Source organism: Rhodonellum sp. (assembly GCF_030656585.1).
In the GTDB taxonomy this organism is placed as follows: domain Bacteria; phylum Bacteroidota; class Bacteroidia; order Cytophagales; family Cyclobacteriaceae; genus Rhodonellum; species Rhodonellum psychrophilum.
On the sequence record NZ_JAUSPP010000013.1, the window covers coordinates 1 to 18,704 of the forward strand.

Sequence of the window (18,704 nt, forward strand, 5' to 3'; positions counted from 1 at the left end):
ATCATATTAAATATTTTTAGGGTTTATTGTAGCTATCGCAATTACCGGGCTTTGTCTGGTAATTGCATATTTACCCTTTAACCCGAAATATGCATTAGGCTTCCCAATATGGCTGTAACTATAAGAAAATCAGACTATTTGGATGATAATGTAAAGTCCAATATGTTGTAGTCTAAAACAGTAAACAACCGACTGATTATTAAGCAATTTCAGGCCGGAATAGAATTGATAATGCATTAAACGGGTTTAATAAAATATAGCAAATGCTCGAAAACATCAATAATTTAAGGATAGGAACCATGAATGGCAATTTTTCACTCACCTCACTTGTTTGGGTTTGTTCCTTCTATCTCATTGTTTGGACTCCTGGCAGTGCATATGCACAGAGCCCTGTTCCGACTTTGTTTTCAGCGGAAGATAATAAAGTGTATACACTTATCTGGTCTGATGAATTCGACAATGGGAACAAACCTGATTCTAGTAATTGGTCATATGAAATAGGTTTTGTCAGGAACAATGAGCTCCAGTACTACCAAGAAGACAACGCCGCTGTCCAACAGGGGCTTTTGATTATAGAAGGCAGAAGGGAAAAAGCAACAAACCAAAAATTCGATCCCAATAGCCAAGATTGGAGAAGAAATTCTGAATTCTCCCAATACACATCCTCAAGTATCAATACGCGGGGAAAAATGGAGTTTCAGTATGGAATCGTCGAGGTCAGGGCAAAAATTGATACTGCGATGGGCATGTGGCCTGCCATATGGACACTTGGCGTTTCAAAACCTTGGCCTTCCAATGGTGAAATTGATGTCATGGAATTCTACCGCAGAAATGACAACGCCTTTATCTTGGCAAATGCGGCATGGAAAGGAACCCAACCTTCTGTCCTGTGGGATGAAGCTAAATTTAAGATTGAGGGGTTTATTGAAAAAAATAGCAATTGGCCAAACGAATTTCACGTTTGGACTATGGATTGGAATGAGGGCAGGATTCTACTCTATCTGGATGGGGAGTTATTGAATGAAATAGACCTTTCCAAAACCATCAACCCAGATGGTTTCAACCCTTTCCATCAGCCCCATTACTTACTTCTCAATCTTGCTATTGGCTCAAATGGTGGAGATCCAAGTAACACATTGTTTCCCAAAACCTATGAAGTGGACTACGCAAGGGTATTCCAACAAAAAATAATCACGCAATGAAAAATATTAAACTACTCAGCATTTTATTAATCCTTTGGAGCTTAGGCACAGCCCAAGCAGAAGATTTGGAGGATAGGAAAGCTTTTATTTCCTATCTGACAAAAATCGCTGATCCAGTTTTGGTCAATTTAAGTCAGGACAAGTTAAAGGAAAATATGCCTATCGAAATTGCTCCAAATGCATATGGTGATCGGGATAAAGTCACTCACTTGGAGGCTTTTGGTCGATTGATTTCTGGAATGGCACCTTGGTTGGAGCTCGGTCTGGATGACTCGGAAGAAGGTGAGTTGAGAGAGAAATATATCCTTTTGGTTCACCAATCTCTCAAAAATGCAACCGACCCTAATGCCAAGGATTATATGAATTTCACAGAAGGGGGACAGCCGCTTGTGGATGCAGCATTTTTAGCTCAGGGATTGTTGAGAGCACCGACCCAGCTTTGGGATCGGCTGGATGCCCAAACCAAGAAGAATACAATCACAGCATTGAAATCCACAAGAACCATCAATCCTTATTACAGCAATTGGTTGCTTTTTACAGCCATGGTTGAGGCAGCGCTGATCAAGTTTGACGGTGATGGGGATTATGTCAGAATTTCCTATGCCCTCAACAAGCACAAAGAGTGGTATCTCGGGGATGGAGTTTATGGAGATGGTCCTGACTTTCACTTTGACTATTACAACAGCTTTGTCATCCAGCCGATGATATTGGATGTGACAAAAGCACTCTTAGAAGCAGGTAGCGGAAATAAAGCAGAATTTGAAATTTTTTTAAAAAGGGCAAGAAGATATGCAGCGATTCAAGAAAGATTGATTTCTCCAGAAGGCACCTATCCCGTGATTGGAAGATCTATGGCCTATCGCTTTGGTGCTTTTCAGGCACTTGCCCAAATAGCACTTTGGGAAGAATTACCTCAAGAAATTGCTCCACCACAGGTCCGTGCTGCCTTACTCGCAATTGTGGACAAACACATGGCGTCTGAGTCCATGTTCGATCAAAATGGATGGCTGAAACTTGGGTTCAACGGCAACCAACCCGAATTGGCAGAGCCTTACATTTCTACCGGTAGCCTTTATTTATGTGCAGAAGTATTCCTGGTTCTTGGATTGCCTGCGACAGCTGACTTTTGGGCAAAGCCAAGGGAAGAATGGACACAACAGAAAATCTGGGGTGGGAAAAAAGGAGTGATTGACAAAGCAATTTGAGATGATTCAGAGGATTCAAATATCATATTTACTATTTATTCTGATTGTCTGTTCCTGTCAGGCTCAAAAGTTGGAGAAAGCACCGATCACTGCGACTTTGGTCGGTGAGGGTTGGGCGAATAATTCTATCAATACAGTCATTTTCAGAAGAAATTCTTTGGACTCTGATGGTAAGAATCAATTTATCGCTTTCTATGATCAGGAGGGATTTGTTGTTCTTGGTAAAAGAAATCTGTCCTCGGAAATTTGGGAGCTTAAAAAGACAGCATACATGGGCAATGTCAAGGATGCACACAATTCCATCAGCATTGCGCTGGATGGGCAAGGGTATTTGCATGTTTCTTGGGATCACCATGACAATGAATTGCGATATGCCAAAAGCAAAGAGCCGTTAAGTCTTGAATTGGGAGATAAAGAATACATGACAGGACTTCAGGAATCAAAAGTCACTTATCCTGAATTTCACAGATTACCCGATGGAAATCTGATTTTTATGTACAGATCAGGAGCATCAGGAAGAGGAAATCTTTTGATCAATAAATATGATTTAAAGTCTAAATCCTGGCTTCAAATCCATTCAAATCTCATCGATGGAGAAGATCAAAGAAATGCCTATTGGCAATCCTATATCGATGATCTTGGAAACATTCATCTAAGCTGGGTCTGGAGAGAATCCTGGGATGTTTCGACGAACCATGACATGAGTTATGCAGTATCCAGAGATCAGGGAATGACATGGGAAAAGTCAACTGGTGAAAAATACATACTGCCGATTACCGCATCTTCGGCAGAATACGCATGGAAAATACCCCAAAACAGTAGCCTGATCAATCAGACCGGCATGTCGGCAGATAGGAAGGGGAATCCTTATATCGTTACTTATTGGGCTGAAAATGGGGTTCCGCAGCTACAGGTTGTTTTTTTGAAGGATGGAAAATGGGAAAAAGTAAGCCCTAACAATAGAACACAAGCTTTCTCTTTGGGAGGTGGAGGTACGAAAAGAATTCCAATTTCCAGACCTCAGATTCTTGTGGATCATCAAGAACAGATTTATATCATTTATAGGGATGAGGAAAGAGACAATAAGGTCTCTTTGGTATATCAAACCAAATTAGGATGGGACATTAGGGATTTGACCGAGCTTCCTGTCGGTCAATGGGAACCGACTTATGATATCTCACTTTGGAAATCCTCAAAATCACTCCACTTATTTTTGCAAAATGTAGCGCAAATAGATGGAGAGGGAATAGCAGATGGGAAATCAAGTCCTGTTCAAGTTATCGAACTCAATTAATATTATTCATATACTAAAGGTTAAAAAATGAAAAGGCTTTTCACATTGTTTATCTTACTTTCATCGATAATTTTTTCGAATTGTCAAGTTGAAAGAAAAAGCGTGGCAATCCAGGATAAAGATTTAAATTCCAAATTGGATGAAGTAATTTACCAAGCTTCGAATCAATATAAATTTATGATGGAAACCCTACCTGAAAATAGGTTTCCAAAGACATATCATGCTGATCAAGACAAACTTGAAACTTCCAATTCAGGCTGGTGGTGCAGCGGTTTTTATCCGGGATCACTCCTCTACATGTATGAGCAAAACAAGGATGTGGAACTTTTGGTGGAAGCCAATAGAATCATGAAAGTGCTTGAAAAAGAAAAATTCAATACCACAACTCACGATCTGGGCTTCATGATGTTTTGCAGTTTTGGGAATGCTTTGGAAATAGCTCCTGATGAAAGTTACAAGGATGTTTTGATCCAAAGTGCAAAGTCACTCAGTTCAAGATTCGATGAAAAAGTAGGCGTGATCAAGTCTTGGGATTCAAAAGAGGGAGATTACTTAGTGATCATTGACAACATGATGAATTTGGAGTTGCTTTTTTGGGCATCTCAAGAGACGGGTGATCCGACGTACAGAGACATCGCCATCAAACATGCTGACAATACGATCAAGAACCACTTCCGAGAGGATTATAGTACCTACCATGTGGTCAACTATAACCCAAAAACAGGGGGGGTAAATAAAAAGCATACCGCCCAGGGCTATGCAGATGAATCCGCTTGGGCAAGGGGACAAGCATGGGGATTGTACGGATATATTGTGATGTACAGGTTTACCAAAGACGAGAAATACCTCGATTTAGCGAATAACATAGCGAATTTGATCCTAGACCATCCAAACCTTCCAGAAGACAAAATCCCATATTGGGATTTCGATGCGCCAAATATACCAGATGCTTTGAGAGATTCTTCAGCGGGTGCAATCATAGCCTCTGCGCTGTTTGAATTGGCAACTTATGTTGATAAAAGTGCTTCAAAAAAGTATTTCCATAATGCAGAAATCATGCTTGAATCACTCGTTTCTGCACCTTATTTGGCCGATCCGAAGACAAATGGTGGATTTATCCTGAATCATGGAGTAGGTCATATTCCTGAAAACACAGAAGTAGATACACCCCTGACCTATGGGGATTATTATTTTTTGGAAGCAATCAAAAGATATAAAAATCACGTAAAGTCTATCTAATGAAATCCCACAAGAACTTTCTTTTCGACATACTTTGCATATGTCTATTGTCTCTGAACTCCTGCTCTAAACCCATTAAAACTGAAGCTTATTTATTCTCATATTTTATCGGGAATGGTGCAGGTCAGGAATCTGTCCATTATGCGATCAGTGATGATGGTTTCAATTTTCGGGCCTTGAATAATTACCTGCCGATTCTAGACAATGATGTCATCAGCAAGCAGGGGGGAGTGCGCGATCCACATATTCTTAGATCGGATGATGGTAAAAGTTTTTACATGGCGCTCACAGACTTATATGTTCCAAACGACGGCTGGACAAATGAAAGTATGATCTTGTTAAAATCAGATGACTTGGTCAATTGGACCCACAGCAATATTCATATTCCCACTGTTTTTCCTGAAAAATTCAGTGAAGTACGCAGAGTTTGGGCACCACAAACTATTTTTGATTCCAAAGCCGGAAAATACATGGTTTACTGGTCAATGCAGTTTGAAGGCGAGGAAGATATTATCTATTATGCCTATGCCAATAAGGATTTTACAGCTTTGGAATCCGAGCCTCAGCAACTATTTTTCCATCCAGATGGAAAATCTTGTATAGATGGGGATATCATTTTTCATGAAGGAAAATACCACTTATTCTTCAAAACCGAAGGTCATGGTAATGGACTCAAAAAGGCGGTTTCTGACCAATTGACTCAAGGATATGAAATACATGATAAATACCTCCAGCAGACCAAAGAGGCGGTTGAGGGATCCGGTATTTTCAAATTGAACGATTCTGATGATTACATCTTGATGTATGATGTTTATATGAAGGGTTCCTACCAGTTTACGAAGAGTACCGACTTGGAGGATTTCAGCATCATTGATGAGCAAATTAGCATGGACTTTCACCCTAGACATGGTTCTGTTCTTCCGATTTTTTTGGAAGAAAAAGAGAGATTGATCAATGACTTTGGCTATGCAGATGAGGTTGTATCAGGCAATCCAGTATTGAAAGGCTACTATGCTGATCCTGAAATTATCTATTCGGAGAAAGAACAGAAATACTTCCTTTATCCTACAAGTGATGGCTTTGATGGTTGGTCAGGAACTTACTTTAAGACATTTTCCTCAGAAAATCTCAGGGATTGGAAAGAGGAAGCGGTGATTTTGGATCTTCAGAAGGATGTGTCTTGGAGTGATAAGCATGCTTGGGCGCCTGCAATGCTTGAAGTCAAGAGAGAAGATGGATACGAATATTTCTATTACTTCACCGCAAGCCAAAAAATCGGTTTGGCAACTTCTGATAGTCCATCAGGGCCATTTAAGGATTCGGGCAAACCTTTGATTGACTTCAGGCCAGAAGGTGCTGGAGGTGGACAAGAGATCGATCCTGATATCTTCAAGGATCCAAAGTCTGATAAAACTTATCTTTACTGGGGGAATGGCTACTTGGCTGTAGTTCCTTTAAATGATGATTTGAAGAGTTTTGACAAAAAGCAGATAAAAATCATGACTCCTGACAATACTTTTAGGGAAGGTGTGGAAGTTTTCTTTAGAAAAGGAAAGTACTACTTCCTTTGGTCAGAGGATGATACAAGGTCTGAAAATTACAGGGTGAGATATGCTATCTCTGATTCTCCGATTGGACCATTGGAAATTCCGAAAAACAACCTGATTCTGAGTAAAAATCCAATATTGGGAATATATGGTACTGGCCACAATTCAGTAATCAATGTCAGAGATACCGATGACTGGATGATCGTATATCACCGATTCAAGAGACCTGAAGGTGTCAGAATGGGTTCTTCAGCTGGATTCCATAGGGAAATTTGTATTGATAAAATGGAATTTGATGAAAATGGCTATATCCTGAAAATCGAGCCTACACTCGATGGGATAACCCTCCGGTAAGCTCTCAAGCATTTTGCACAAAAGTCCAATACAAAAAAATGAATGAAATGAATGTGTGGACTTATCTGTCCAGGGGTTTTTCGTTATTCAAATACTCCTCCAAAGGATTGATTCCTTCCCAATTTCCCACGCTTTTATAAGGGATGAAATTGGCAAACAGTTCTTCTTTGTACCAGCCCAATTCCCGGGTTTTTTTGATGACTTCGCTGTGCAGTTTGCTTTTGTAGGCATACTGATGCATGAAGGATTGATCCTTCCAAATGCTGAAAGTGGCTTGCGTCAACAAAGGGAGTTCTCCGATACCTATTGAGAAAAGAAAGCCTTCATGGTCAAAAAGGTTGTCGGCCACGCGGGGCACATAGCTCCAGAATTTCGGAAGGAACCTCAGCTTTATCCGCGCCCGGGTGATCACCGCGATCAATCCGCCGGCGTAGGGCTGGAAGTTTTCGAAAGGCGAGACCCCTGACCACCGGCCATGGGCGGCCTTATTTTCCATAAAAATGGTCCAGGCTTCTGTGCATCGAGTATCAAATTCTTGATAAAAAGCCGAATTATCGAAGAAATCATTGGCATCAGACTCGGATTCCCAAACACCCAAAAAGGCATATACATTGAGATTCAGCATTTTGGAGAATCCGTTTTTGCCACCACTCCCCAGCATTTTAAAAAACGTCAAGCCCTTGATTTTTTTGAATCCCGCTAAGGACCGCTGCATCTGGGTAAAAATCCAGTACCTGTTTTTGCCCTCGAATCTAAAAATGGTGATGGTCGTGATTTGTTTGCTTTCCATAAGTGTTCCCTACCTAACGGATTTGAATTGGTTTTCTCTTTAAAAATCTACAAAAAGAAGATATTTTTTTCTGAATAAACGATCCCATTCATACTTCTTTCTCTTTCTAGGAAAAAATCCTTGGTCGCTTTTTCAGTCATTGTTTCACCAAATGAAAAAGGAGATCGGAAAGCATCGGACATGCTATTTATCGATTGTATTGTCCGTTCATAAAAATGTCAATCATAAAAACCGGTATTTCAGAATAGAGACCTAACTTTAATATTGGGAAATGAACCATTTCCCAAAGAATAAGCCTAAAAAACCGAAAATGATAAATTCAACTGTGGCCAAGCCAATTTCAATGATTGTCTTGATGTTCTCTTTTTTTTATTCCTGCACTTCCAAAACCCCGCCCAAAGACTTTGATCTGCTCACCGAAGAAGAAAGGAGGTTGCCGGAAAACGCACTCGCGGGAATCACCCTTGCCGAGGGTTTGGAGGCCAAGATATTCGCTTCTGAACCCACCATCACCAATCCCACGAATATCGACATTGACCACAAGGGAAGGGTTTGGGCCTGTGAAGCCTTCAATTACCGACCGGAAATCACAGGAAATGACACCAGGGAAGCAGGAGATAGAATCATGATTCTCGAGGATACCAATGGAGATGGTGTCCAAGACAAAAGCACCGTTTTTTATCAAGGTCCTGAAATCAGTTCCCCACTGGGAATCTGGGTGATGGGCAATCAGGCCATTGTTTCCCAAAGTCCATATGTATGGCTGTTTACCGACACCGATGGGGATGACAAGGCGGACAAAAAAGAGATTATTTTCCAGGGGATTTCCGGTGAGCAGCATGACCATGGCATGCATGCTTTTGTATTTGGCCCCGATGGCAAATTTTATTTCAACTTCGGAAATGAAGGCGGTCAGTTGAAGGATAGAAACGGGGAAATCGTAAAAGACATTTCCGGAAAGGAAATTTCCCCGGCAAATTACAGGCAAGGCTTGGTTTTTAGGTGCGATACGGATTTCACGAACATAGAGGTCTTGGGCCAAAACTTCAGGAACAATTATGAGGTGGCCGTGGATTCCTATGGCACCCTTTGGCAATCTGACAATGACGATGATGGCAACAAAGCTGTCAGGATCAATTTTGTAATGGAATATGGGAATTACGGTTATCAGGACGAAATGACCGGCGCGGGTTGGCGTGCCAACAGGACCAACAAAGAGGCGGAAATCCCACTTCAGCATTGGCATCTCAACGATCCCGGTGTCGTGCCGAATTTGCTTCAGACCGGAGCTGGTTCACCAACAGGTATTTTGGTTTATGAGGGAAGATTGCTGCCGGAGGTTTTTTGGGATCAAATGATCCATACAGATGCCGGTCCCAACGTGGTCCGGGCCTATCCTGTCACCAAATCCGGTGCAGGATACAAAGCAGAAATCGTCGACATCATGAAAGGAGACCGCAACCAATGGTTCAGGCCTTCAGATGTTGCCGTGGCGCCGGATGGTTCCCTGATGGTGGCGGACTGGTATGATCCGGGTGTGGGTGGACACCAGGTTGGTGATCTCAACCGGGGAAGGATTTTCAGAATCGCGCCGCCAAAAACGCCTTATAAGAATCCAGATTACGATCTCAAAACCGTGGACGGGGCATTGGAAGCCCTTCAAAATCCCAACCTTTCTTGGAGATACCAAGCATGGAATGCTTTGAACGGCATGGGCTCAAAAGCCGAGCAAGGCTTGTCGGAAATGTTCGAAAACCATGAAAATCCAAGGATGCGGGCAAGGGCATTGTGGCTCCTTGCAAAAATAGAGGGGAAAGAAAAAACCCATGTCGAAAAGGCCATTCAGGATGAAAATCCAGACATAAGAATAACAGGAATTCGTGTTGCCAGGCAAATGAAAATGAACCTCATTCCTTATCTGCAGCAATTGGTCGAAGACAAAGACCCCCAAGTGAGGCGCGAAGCTGCCATCGCATTGCGGTACAACAAGGCGCCTGAAGCGGCCGCACTTTGGACAAAACTGGCCTTGCAGCATGATGGAGAAGACCGATGGTATTTGGAAGCTTTGGGAATAGGAGCCGATGGCCAATGGGACAGTTATTTCGCCAATTGGGCCGAAGAAGTCAAAGACCAGGCACTTGCCAACAAATCCAACCGGGATATCATCTGGAGAGCCCGAACAGGGAAATCCATCCCGATGTTGGCCTCCCTGGCATCTGATTCTTCTGAGGAGATTGATCAAAGGCTCAGGTATTTCCGTGCTTTTGATTTCAATCCCGATGGGGAATCCAAATCCAAAGCACTGGTCAACATGCTGGAAAGTGATAAACGGCAACCCAGCCCAATCAATAAATTGGTTCTTGCCCATCTTGATCCAGCTTTCACCAGAAAGTCAAACCTTGCGATGATGGCTTTGAAAGGTGTTTTGAATGACGTGGAAGGCACCCAGGAATTTGTGGAAATGGTGCAGCGGTTTGAAGTGAAGGAAGAAAACCCAAGACTTCTGAAACTGGTCTTGGCAAACAGCGACAACAATATTGGTCGAAGTGCTGCCGGTACCTTGCTCAGACAGGGTGGTGCAGATCATGTAAATCAGGTGTTGGCTGGAAAGGATGAAAAACAAATTTTCGCAATGCTGCAAGCCATCAAAAGGGTTGGCTCAAAAGAATCCATCCAGATTTTGGAAGCCTTGACTTTTGACCAAAAGCAGCCATTGTCCGTGAGGCGGGAAGCAGCCGGGTCGATTGGGGGAAGTTATGATGGAGAAGGGAAAGTCTTGGAATTGTTGAAAGCCGAGAAATTCCCCGAAAACCTCAAAGCAGCCGCAGTGTCAGGGGTGAGCAATGCCTGGCGTAAAAGTGTGAGAATGGAAGCCGCCTCCTATCTGGACAACAACGACGAAGAAAATAAAACCCTTCCCATCAAAACCCTGATGGAGATGGAAGGAAATATAGACAATGGATTGATAATCTTTAAGAGAAACTGTTCCGTGTGCCACCAAGTAAATGAGATCGGATTGGACTTTGGTCCAAAACTTTCCGAAATCGGCAGTAAATTGCCTAAAGAAGCGCAATACCTATCCATTCTTCATCCAGATGCAGGGATAAGTTTTGGCTATGAAGGGTATATGGTTAAATTGAAAGATGGAAGTACACTGGGAGGAATAATTTCCAGTCGGACAGAAACCGATATCGACCTGAAAATGCCCGGAGGAACTGTCACTCCTCTGAAAACCAGCGATATCACCTCCATCACACAAATGGAAAACTCCATGATGCCTTCGGGATTGGAAAAATCCATGAGCAGTCAAGAGTTGGTGGATTTGGTGGAGTACTTGATGACTTTAAAAAGTAAAAGCCAGTAAAGATCAAATAGAGGCTTAAAGAACATGAATTCTCCATTTTCTAGCCTAGCAAAAACCTAACATAAACCAGCATGAAAAAAATCAACGAGAAGGAATCCAGAAGAAATACTTTGAAGAAAATAGCAGGAACGACCGCCCTCACATTCTTGGGCGCTTCGATTTCCCAGAGGATCCAAGCCTCGGAAGACAATATGCCTCAAGGCTTGAAAGGCCGCATCAACCACTCTGTTTGCCGGTGGTGTTACAACGATATCGAACTGGAGGACCTATGCAAAGCCGCAAATGAAATTGGATTGACTTCCATCGAATTGGTCGGCCCTGAAGAATGGCCAATGCTCAAAAAATACGGATTGACATCCGCCATGCCCTGGGGTGCGGGAATGGGCATTGAAAAAGGATTCAACAATCCGGAGTTTCATGACGAACTCGTGAAAAGCTATGAGGAAATGATCCCAAAGGTAGCCGCCGCAGGCTTCAAACAAATCATCTGTTTTTCCGGAAACAGAAAAGGTTTGGATGACCAAAAAGGAATCGAAAATTGTGCGATGGGATTGAAAAGACTGATGCCGACTGCCGAAAAACATGGCGTGATCATGTGCATGGAATTGCTCAACAGCAAGGTCAACCACAAGGATTATCAAGCTGACCATACCGTTTGGGGAGCAGAGATGTGCAAGGCCGTTGGGTCTGAAAACATCAAGTTGCTCTACGATGTCTACCACATGCAGATCATGGAAGGGGACGTCATCGCGACCATCAATAAATTCCATCCCTATATTTCGCATTACCACACAGGAGGCGTTCCGGGGAGAAATGAGATCGATGAAACCCAGGAACTTTATTACCCCGCGATCATGAAAGCCATTCTTGAGACGGGATACAAAGGCTTTGTCGGTCAGGAATTTATCCCAAAAAGACCTGATAAACTGGCCTCTCTCAAGCAGGGAGTGGAGATTTGTGATGTCTGAGAAGATTGTCCAATAAGGATTGAATGGGCATTGAGGGCTGGATCAAATCCGCTTTCAATGCTTTTTTTTATTTTCATAAAACAACCCCATTTTTGCGGACATGGAATTGAGCGATTTTACGGATGAGGATTTCGATGCGTTTTATCCCATCAAGATGAGGAAACTGTCGGCTACCCATTGGACTCCAGTGGCCATCGCCAGGAAAGCAATCGAGTTTCTGGCGGATCGTCCCGGTGTCAAAGTCTTGGACCTTGGTTCGGGTACAGGCAAGTTTTGTTTGGTCGCGGCAAGTCATTCACAGGCAAAGGTCACAGGTGTGGAGCAAAGGGAAAACCTGGTTCGCTTGTCCAGAAAAATGGCCGAAAATTACAAGATTGAAAACGTGGATTTTGTCCATGGGGATATCAAAACGATTGATTTTAAGGAGTATGATGCCTTCTATTTTTTCAATTCATTTGAGGAGAACATCAACCTGACCGACAAGCTTGATGCCGAGAATACCTATGATGTCCTCCTTTACCAAGAATATTGTCAATTTCTGCACGATCAATTTGACCTGGTCCCAAAAGGCACCAAGATCGTGACCTATTGCGGCCAGGACAAAGAAATCCCCGAAACTTACACCCTTGTCAAATCCCAGAACAAAGGAAAATTGAAGTTTTGGCAGAAGCAGGGGTGAAGCGGTTTGAAAAGCGAATTTTGAATTTATTGGAAATTGTATTCCAATTGTAGGATGGCGGGTTCATCTTGGCCTAATTCTGATAAAAAGTGACATGCAAAATTTTTTTGATAAAAATCTTCTAAACAGGTTTCTTGTAGGAGGGGAGATTTTTCAGTATCCATTATATGGATATCGAAAACCGGTGGAATCCCAAGATAAACCCAAAGAAATTTCATGATTATTTTTTGAATAAAGTTTGCCAAGAAACCTACTATCTCCGGTATTGAGCGAATTCACTAGCACCAATCCCTAAAAAACCACCTTCAAGCAGGATAGTACAGGGTGGTTTACTTCTCGAAAATAAATAACGTTGTTCTGCACAAAACAGGTGCTCATCTAAACTGAAATCGATGGTTTTCAATTTTATAGAATCGATGGAGTCATGAAAAGTCAGATGAATAACATTTTATCTGGCAGGCCTGATTTTTGGAATTGATAGAATTGGGAAGAATCCATCAAATTTGAAATCCAGCAAACTCAAGTCCATGAACATAAAACCTTTGTCTTTAGGCATTCTTTTGAGTCTTTGTTTCAGTTTGTCGGTCAATGCCCAGAATCAGGAGGGAAATCCAAAGCCCATTCAATTTAAAAAACAGCAAATAGCTTCCGAAAGCTATGAATCCGTAGGCGTTTTCGATGTCAATGGTGATGGAAAACCCGATATTGTTTCCGGCGCCTTCTGGTATGAAGGTCCGGAATATCTAAACCGACATTTTATAGGTGAAATAGCACGCCACGGGGAATATTGGGATGATTTTTTGACAATTCCAATGGATGTCAACGGCGACGGCAAACTGGATTTTGTAACGGGTGGCTGGTTTGGTGCAAACCTAAAGTGGGTTGAAAATCCCGGTGACAACTCACCTTGGGAGTCACATCTCATCGATCACACAGGGAATGTGGAGGCTGCAAGAGCTTGGGATATAGATAATGATGGACACTTGGAGATTTTCCCAAACAACCCAAATCAACCACTTAAATTTTATAAGCTGGAAAGGGATTCATCAGGAAAGCCTTTGGGTTCATTTGTTAAAATAGAAGTTGCAAAAACCCAAGACCATGGATTGGGTTTTGGGGATGTAAACGGGGATGGTCGTGGCGATATTATTCTAAGCAAAGGCTGGCTGGAATCTCCACGGGATATTTTAAAAGGAGAATGGATCATGCACCAAGAATTTGATCTTGGAAGCGCAAGCGTTCCGATTTTAGTGGTTGATGTCAACGGAGATTCAAAAAACGACCTGATTGTCGGCCAAGCCCATGGATATGGTCTGGATTGGTACGAGCAAATCATGGATACTTCCGGAAAAAGAGCTTGGATAAAACATGCCATCGATCCGGACAATTCCCAATACCACACCATGGAATGGGTCGATATTGATGGTGATGGCAAAAATGAACTGCTGACCGGAAAACGATACCGCGCCCACAATGGCAAAGATCCCGGCGCCAATGACCAAATAGGGCTTTACTATTTTAAATGGAATGGAAAAGAATTTGTCAAACACACTATTTCTTATGGTCCCTTAGGAGATGGAAAGGGAGCGGGTATTTATTTTTCGGTAACAGATCTAAGAGGATCAGGCCGGAAGGACATTGTCGTTGCCGGCAAAGATGGCCTTTATGTGTTTTTCAATCTTGGAAACGAATAAGTAAAAAGGAGATCAATTTATTGTTTTTCAACCAACTCTTTCGGGGAAATGTGCACAGGATCGGCTTCAGGAAAACAAGAAAACCCTTATTTAGGTAGAAATACAAATTGCATCAAGGTGATAAGGTATTGTTTTGATTATTAATATATTCAGTGTATTTTTTGAAGTAGTATTGAAATTTTTTTTGGTCTGAAAGGAGGTGGTAGATCTGTTTTGAAATTAGATCTAATCGAGGTGAAAAGGGTTATAGGGAAGTAAAAAAATGTGAATCACAAGGGATAGAAATGTTAATGGTCAATAACAAAATACAGCAAAAGATAGGGGTAAGCACCAAGGTCTTGATCCTATTGATACTGACTTTATGTTGTCTATCGTTTTCTATACCTGCTATTGCAGAATCCTCAGTTTTGGGTGGCGCGGAGACAAACAGCTTTTGGCTTTGGGAATTTTTGGGAAGGCTCCATCCCTTGGCAGTCCATTTCCCAATCAGTTTAATCCTGTTCGCAGCCCTGCTTGAATTGTTCACCTTAGGAAATTACCATTCCAAATTAAGGCCGGGCATAAATTTGCTGGTTTTGGCGGGTGCTGGTGGCGCTATTTTTTCAGCCGTTTTCGGATGGTTGTTGGCGGGTCATGAGGCCGTCGAAGGTGAGCTTCTGGACATTCACCGTTGGATTGGCGTAAGCACGGCCATTTTGAGCTTGGTGCTTCTGTTTTTCTTGAATTTGATTTGGAACAAAAATCAAATGAGCAGGATAAAGCCTTTCCGGGCATCCCTTTTTATCACTGCGCTGGGTGTTTCTGTCGCAGGGCACTTTGGTGCGGGTCTGACCCATGGCGAGGATTACCTGACGAGTGTGCTTCCTTGGAACAAAAATCTTGAATTTAAATCTGACAGCAACTTTGATTTGGTCGCTTACAAGTCTGATTCTTCCGGTTTGAGTGCCGAGAAAGAGCTTAAATTGATTGGCGAAGTCAGGATGATATTGGCACACAATTGCTACAAATGCCATAGTTCTGCCAAAATTGAAGGGAAGTTGAGGCTTGACGAAAAGGAATTTGCCTTCCAGGGAGGCGAATCGGGGCCGGTTATCCTTTCTGGAAATGTGGCCAAAAGCGAGCTGGTTCGCAGGATTAATTTGCCCAAAAACCATAAGGAAGCAATGCCTTCCAAAGGAAAAACATTAAGCAGTCAGGAAATAGCATTGATCGGTTTTTGGATAGAAAAAGGCGCGCCTTGGCCAGATGGTTCAGTACAACAATCCGTCTATCGGATAGCCAGCATGGAGCCTAGAATGCCTCAATTACCGGCAAGCACCGTTGAATTGAAAAACCCAATAGATCTATGGGTCAATGATTACTTCAAACAAAACAATATTGCCTGGAAAAATGATGTGGAAGACCGGGTTTTTCTGAGGAGAATTTATCTGGACATCATTGGTTTGCTCCCAAATCCTGAAGAAATAGATTCTTTTTCCAAAGATATCAGACCTGATAAGAATGAGATCTGGGTGAGAAAACTCTTGGACAGGAATGATGATTACGCCCAGCATTGGATGACTTTTTGGAACGATGCCCTTAGAAATGATTATACAGGCACTGGATACATCACAAAGGGAAGGTACAATATCACGGATTGGCTATACAAGTCCATCAAAAACAACAAGCCTTATGATCAGTTTGTAAGGGAGCTTTTGAATCCCACCGAAAGCTCCAAGGGGTTTATCGAAGGGATACGCTGGCGGGGAACGGTGAATGCCAGTCAGATGCCCGAAATGCAGGCTGCCCAGAATGTGGGGCAGGTGATTTTGGGCCTCAATTTAAAATGTGCTTCCTGTCATGACAGTTTTATCAGTGACTGGAAACTGGAAGAGGCCTACGCTTTCGCCAATATCTTTGCGGACACCACTTTGGAAGTGAGCAGGTGTGAGAAGCCCATCGGGAAATTGGCGGGGACCAGGATTTTATGGGAGGAGTTCGGAGAAATAGACAGCACACTCAACCGATCCGGAAAACTCGAGCAGTTGGCCGAATACCTCGTCCAGCCTGCCAATGGAAGGATGTACCGGACGATAGTCAATCGAGTTTGGAAGCAGATGATGGGTCGAGGAATTGTCGAGCCTGTTGATGAAATGGACAACGAACCTTGGAGTCAGAACCTTTTGGATTGGTTGGCTTCCGATTTTGTAGCCAAAGATTATGATCTCAAGGAATTGATTTTTCTCATTGCCACCTCAAAAAGCTATCGCTCCCCTTCTGTGGGATTTGAAAATCCGGGAATATTGATGGATGATAATTTTGCTTTCCAGGGAATGGTCAGACGGAGGATTACTGCCGAACAATTTTCCGATGCGGTCAGTCAGGTGATCAGTCCTGTTTTTGAGGAAAAGGAAATGAAGTACACTCCATTTGGATTGGTATCGGGTGAGAAATCTGAATTTGCTTTTGCCAGGGCATCGATGGTTGCCAACAATAATTTCCTAAAAGCTTTGGGTAGGCCAAATCGTGAAGTCGTCTCCACTGGCCGAGATTCGCAGGCGAGCTTGTTGCAGGCGTTGGAGTTGACCAATGGGGAGCGCTTGAATTCCGTTTTGAAAAAAGGAGCGATTGAGTGGAAAGAAAAATACAGAAAAGGGGATGTCATTATCCAGGAGGTGTACAGGAAATCATTCGGCAGGGAGCCAAGTCAAAAAGAGTTGACGGTTGCAAAAGCGGTCTTGGGGGATTCGCCTGAAGCCGGCGAGATTCAAGACTTCTTCTGGGCGGTATTGTTGCTTCCTGAATTTCAATTAATTTATTAGCGAGATCAAATCAATGGTAGAATCATGAGAAATGAATTTAACAGACGGGATTTTTTGAAAAAAACAAGTGCAGCAGCCATCGCCACCATGGCAGCAGGAGCGCCCTTTGCTAGTTTATTGTCTTCATGTGGAGGAAAACAAACCCTTGCGTCTACTGCTGACACCGTCATTCTTTTGTATATGGCAGGCGGGATGGCACATACGGAAACATTTGATCCCAAGAGATTTACGCCTTTTACAAAAGGAATGCAGTCCAATGAAGTTTTGAGCACATTTTCTTCTGTACCTACGATTTTAGATGGAATCCATTTTTCGGAGGGGCTGCAGTCCATCGGCAAAATCATGGACAAAGGTACTTTGATCCGCTCTTATGTAGCGGCTGATTTGGGGCATATTTTGCACACCAGACACCAATACCATTGGCATACCTGCTATGAGCCGCCACAATCCGTAGTTGTTCCGCACATGGGTTCTTGGATTGCGAAAGAATTGGGGTCGATGAATCCCGTGATTCCTCCTTTTATCAATATTGGTCAGCGCTTTACTGTGGGTGAAGGGGAGGAGTTAAAGGCTTTTCACAGTGCGGGATTTTTGGGGAGCGAATTCGGTCCATTTTTGATTCCTGATCCATCCGCAGGACTGGATAGCGTAAGGCCTCCGGTGGGGATGTCCATAAAAAGGTTTGAGGGCAGAAACCAATTGTACGAGAATCTGATCAAGGAAAGTGCTATGGGTGAATATGGGAGTGATTTCCAAAAAGAATCCCTCAAAAGGTCCATGGAACAGGCTTACATCTTGTTAAATTCCCCCGAGGCAAAAGCTTTTGACCTCAGACAAGAGCCTAAGAAAAGTTATGATAAATACAATACGGGCAAATTTGGATTGGGCTGCTTGATGGCTAGGAGGCTGGTGGATCAGGGTGCGCGATTCATCAGTGTGACCACAGAATATGAGCCGTTTTTTGGTTGGGACACACATGATAATGGCCACACCCGTCTCAAGGACATGAAAAAACTGATTGATTCCCCAATTGCCCAATTGATCAAGGATTTGGATGAGAGTGGAAAATTGGAAAGGACCATGGTAATCGTCGCAAGTGAGTTTAGTCGTGACATGATGATGGAAGGAAGGCCAGGCGCCAAAGTCCAGGACCAGGTGGATGTGCCGGACATCATCGAAGACATGAAAAATTATGGCATGCACAGGCATTTTACAGATGGAGGCTCGATGTTGATGTTTGGGGGAGGCATCAAAAGAGGCAGTGTTTATGGAAAGACTGCAGATGAAAGGCCCTGCAAAACCATTGAGAAGCCGATCAAGATCGACAGTGTCCACCAAACCATGTATCATGCCTTGGGAATTGGCGCGGATACGAATTATGAAATAGAGCAGCGACCATTTTATACTACGCCGGATGGAAAGGGGAAGGCGGAAATGGAATTGTTGATAGGTTAAAAATGTGTATTTATATCCAGATTTTTTGCGAACAGCAACCTTTTTTTAGGGAATTAGTAAAAGTCCAAATCCTACGCTATCGGGGCGAGGTTATCATCCCTCCATATAGGTT

At 42.9% G+C, this 18,704-nt stretch carries 12 protein-coding genes; 11 read left to right on the top strand and 1 reads right to left on the bottom strand.

The window, feature by feature from the left end; translation table 11 throughout:
- Nucleotides 1-263: 263 nt before the first annotated feature.
- The 5 genes from Q7J63_RS01780 to Q7J63_RS01800 all read left to right on the top strand — a co-directional run bounded on the left by Q7J63_RS01780 (nt 264) and on the right by Q7J63_RS01800 (nt 6,841).
- Nucleotides 264-1,202 carry a glycoside hydrolase family 16 protein gene (locus tag Q7J63_RS01780; RefSeq protein WP_304883726.1) on the top strand — a complete coding sequence of 313 codons (939 nt, stop codon included), beginning with the start codon at nt 264-266 and terminating at the stop codon, nt 1,200-1,202.
- The gene (locus Q7J63_RS01785; RefSeq protein WP_304883727.1) at nt 1,199-2,407 is read left to right on the top strand and encodes a DUF2264 domain-containing protein; all 1,209 of its coding nucleotides are present in this window, start codon (nt 1,199-1,201) and stop codon (nt 2,405-2,407) included. The genes Q7J63_RS01780 and Q7J63_RS01785 overlap by 4 nt, the downstream gene beginning before the upstream one ends.
- Nucleotides 2,408-2,477: 70 nt before the next feature.
- Nucleotides 2,478-3,701 (top strand): BNR repeat-containing protein, encoded by a 1,224-nt coding sequence (locus Q7J63_RS01790; protein WP_236613146.1) that lies wholly within the window; start codon nt 2,478-2,480, stop codon nt 3,699-3,701.
- 177 nt (nt 3,702-3,878) lie between these two features.
- Nucleotides 3,879-4,940, top strand: coding sequence for a glycoside hydrolase family 88 protein (locus tag Q7J63_RS01795; protein ID WP_236613147.1), 1,062 nt, complete (start codon nt 3,879-3,881; stop codon nt 4,938-4,940).
- The gene (locus Q7J63_RS01800) at nt 4,940-6,841 is read left to right on the top strand and encodes a family 43 glycosylhydrolase (RefSeq protein WP_304883728.1); all 1,902 of its coding nucleotides are present in this window, start codon (nt 4,940-4,942) and stop codon (nt 6,839-6,841) included. Before Q7J63_RS01795 ends, Q7J63_RS01800 begins: the two co-directional genes overlap by 1 nt.
- 61 nt (nt 6,842-6,902) lie before the next feature.
- Here Q7J63_RS01800 and Q7J63_RS01805 read toward each other — a convergent pair whose 3' ends face one another.
- Complete coding sequence (locus Q7J63_RS01805) at nt 6,903-7,631, bottom strand: spheroidene monooxygenase (RefSeq protein WP_304883729.1); 729 nt, start codon at nt 7,629-7,631, stop codon at nt 6,903-6,905.
- A 310-nt stretch (nt 7,632-7,941) separates the two neighbouring features.
- On the opposite strand from Q7J63_RS01805, the gene Q7J63_RS01810 reads away from it, so the two are divergent.
- The 6 genes from Q7J63_RS01810 to Q7J63_RS01835 all read left to right on the top strand — a co-directional run bounded on the left by Q7J63_RS01810 (nt 7,942) and on the right by Q7J63_RS01835 (nt 18,592).
- On the top strand, nt 7,942-10,995 hold the full coding sequence (locus tag Q7J63_RS01810) for a PVC-type heme-binding CxxCH protein (RefSeq protein ID WP_304883730.1): 3,054 nt from the start codon (nt 7,942-7,944) through the stop codon (nt 10,993-10,995).
- Nucleotides 10,996-11,066: 71 nt separating this feature from the next.
- The gene (locus Q7J63_RS01815; protein WP_304883731.1) at nt 11,067-11,963 is read left to right on the top strand and encodes a hydroxypyruvate isomerase family protein; all 897 of its coding nucleotides are present in this window, start codon (nt 11,067-11,069) and stop codon (nt 11,961-11,963) included.
- A 100-nt stretch (nt 11,964-12,063) separates the two neighbouring features.
- Nucleotides 12,064-12,642, top strand: coding sequence for a class I SAM-dependent methyltransferase (locus Q7J63_RS01820; protein ID WP_304883732.1), 579 nt, complete (start codon nt 12,064-12,066; stop codon nt 12,640-12,642).
- A gap of 527 nt (nt 12,643-13,169) precedes the next feature.
- Nucleotides 13,170-14,336: a VCBS repeat-containing protein gene (locus tag Q7J63_RS01825; protein WP_304883733.1), complete on the top strand. Its 1,167-nt coding sequence runs from the start codon at nt 13,170-13,172 to the stop codon at nt 14,334-14,336.
- 290 nt (nt 14,337-14,626) lie between these two features.
- A complete protein-coding gene (locus Q7J63_RS01830) occupies nt 14,627-17,137 on the top strand; it encodes a DUF1549 domain-containing protein (RefSeq protein WP_304883734.1) in 2,511 nt (836 codons plus the stop codon).
- 24 nt (nt 17,138-17,161) lie between these two features.
- Nucleotides 17,162-18,592, top strand: coding sequence for a DUF1501 domain-containing protein (locus Q7J63_RS01835; RefSeq protein WP_304883735.1), 1,431 nt, complete (start codon nt 17,162-17,164; stop codon nt 18,590-18,592).
- Nucleotides 18,593-18,704: the final 112 nt, after the last annotated feature.

Excerpts from the sequence above, each read along its gene's own strand:
- Q7J63_RS01830 (WP_304883734.1), top strand. The coding sequence starts at position 14,627 with ATGGTCAATAACAAAATACAGCAAAAGATAGGGGTAAGCACCAAGGTC.
- Q7J63_RS01800 (WP_304883728.1), top strand. The coding sequence starts at position 4,940 with ATGAAATCCCACAAGAACTTTCTTTTCGACATACTTTGCATATGTCTA.
- Q7J63_RS01805 (WP_304883729.1), bottom strand. The coding sequence starts at position 7,631 with ATGGAAAGCAAACAAATCACGACCATCACCATTTTTAGATTCGAGGGC.
- Q7J63_RS01835 (WP_304883735.1), top strand. The coding sequence starts at position 17,162 with ATGAGAAATGAATTTAACAGACGGGATTTTTTGAAAAAAACAAGTGCA.
- Q7J63_RS01825 (WP_304883733.1), top strand. The coding sequence starts at position 13,170 with ATGAACATAAAACCTTTGTCTTTAGGCATTCTTTTGAGTCTTTGTTTC.
- Q7J63_RS01785 (WP_304883727.1), top strand. The coding sequence starts at position 1,199 with ATGAAAAATATTAAACTACTCAGCATTTTATTAATCCTTTGGAGCTTA.
- Q7J63_RS01780 (WP_304883726.1), top strand. The coding sequence starts at position 264 with ATGCTCGAAAACATCAATAATTTAAGGATAGGAACCATGAATGGCAAT.
- Q7J63_RS01810 (WP_304883730.1), top strand. The coding sequence starts at position 7,942 with ATGATAAATTCAACTGTGGCCAAGCCAATTTCAATGATTGTCTTGATG.
- Q7J63_RS01820 (WP_304883732.1), top strand. The coding sequence starts at position 12,064 with ATGGAATTGAGCGATTTTACGGATGAGGATTTCGATGCGTTTTATCCC.
- Q7J63_RS01795 (WP_236613147.1), top strand. The coding sequence starts at position 3,879 with ATGATGGAAACCCTACCTGAAAATAGGTTTCCAAAGACATATCATGCT.
- Q7J63_RS01815 (WP_304883731.1), top strand. The coding sequence starts at position 11,067 with ATGAAAAAAATCAACGAGAAGGAATCCAGAAGAAATACTTTGAAGAAA.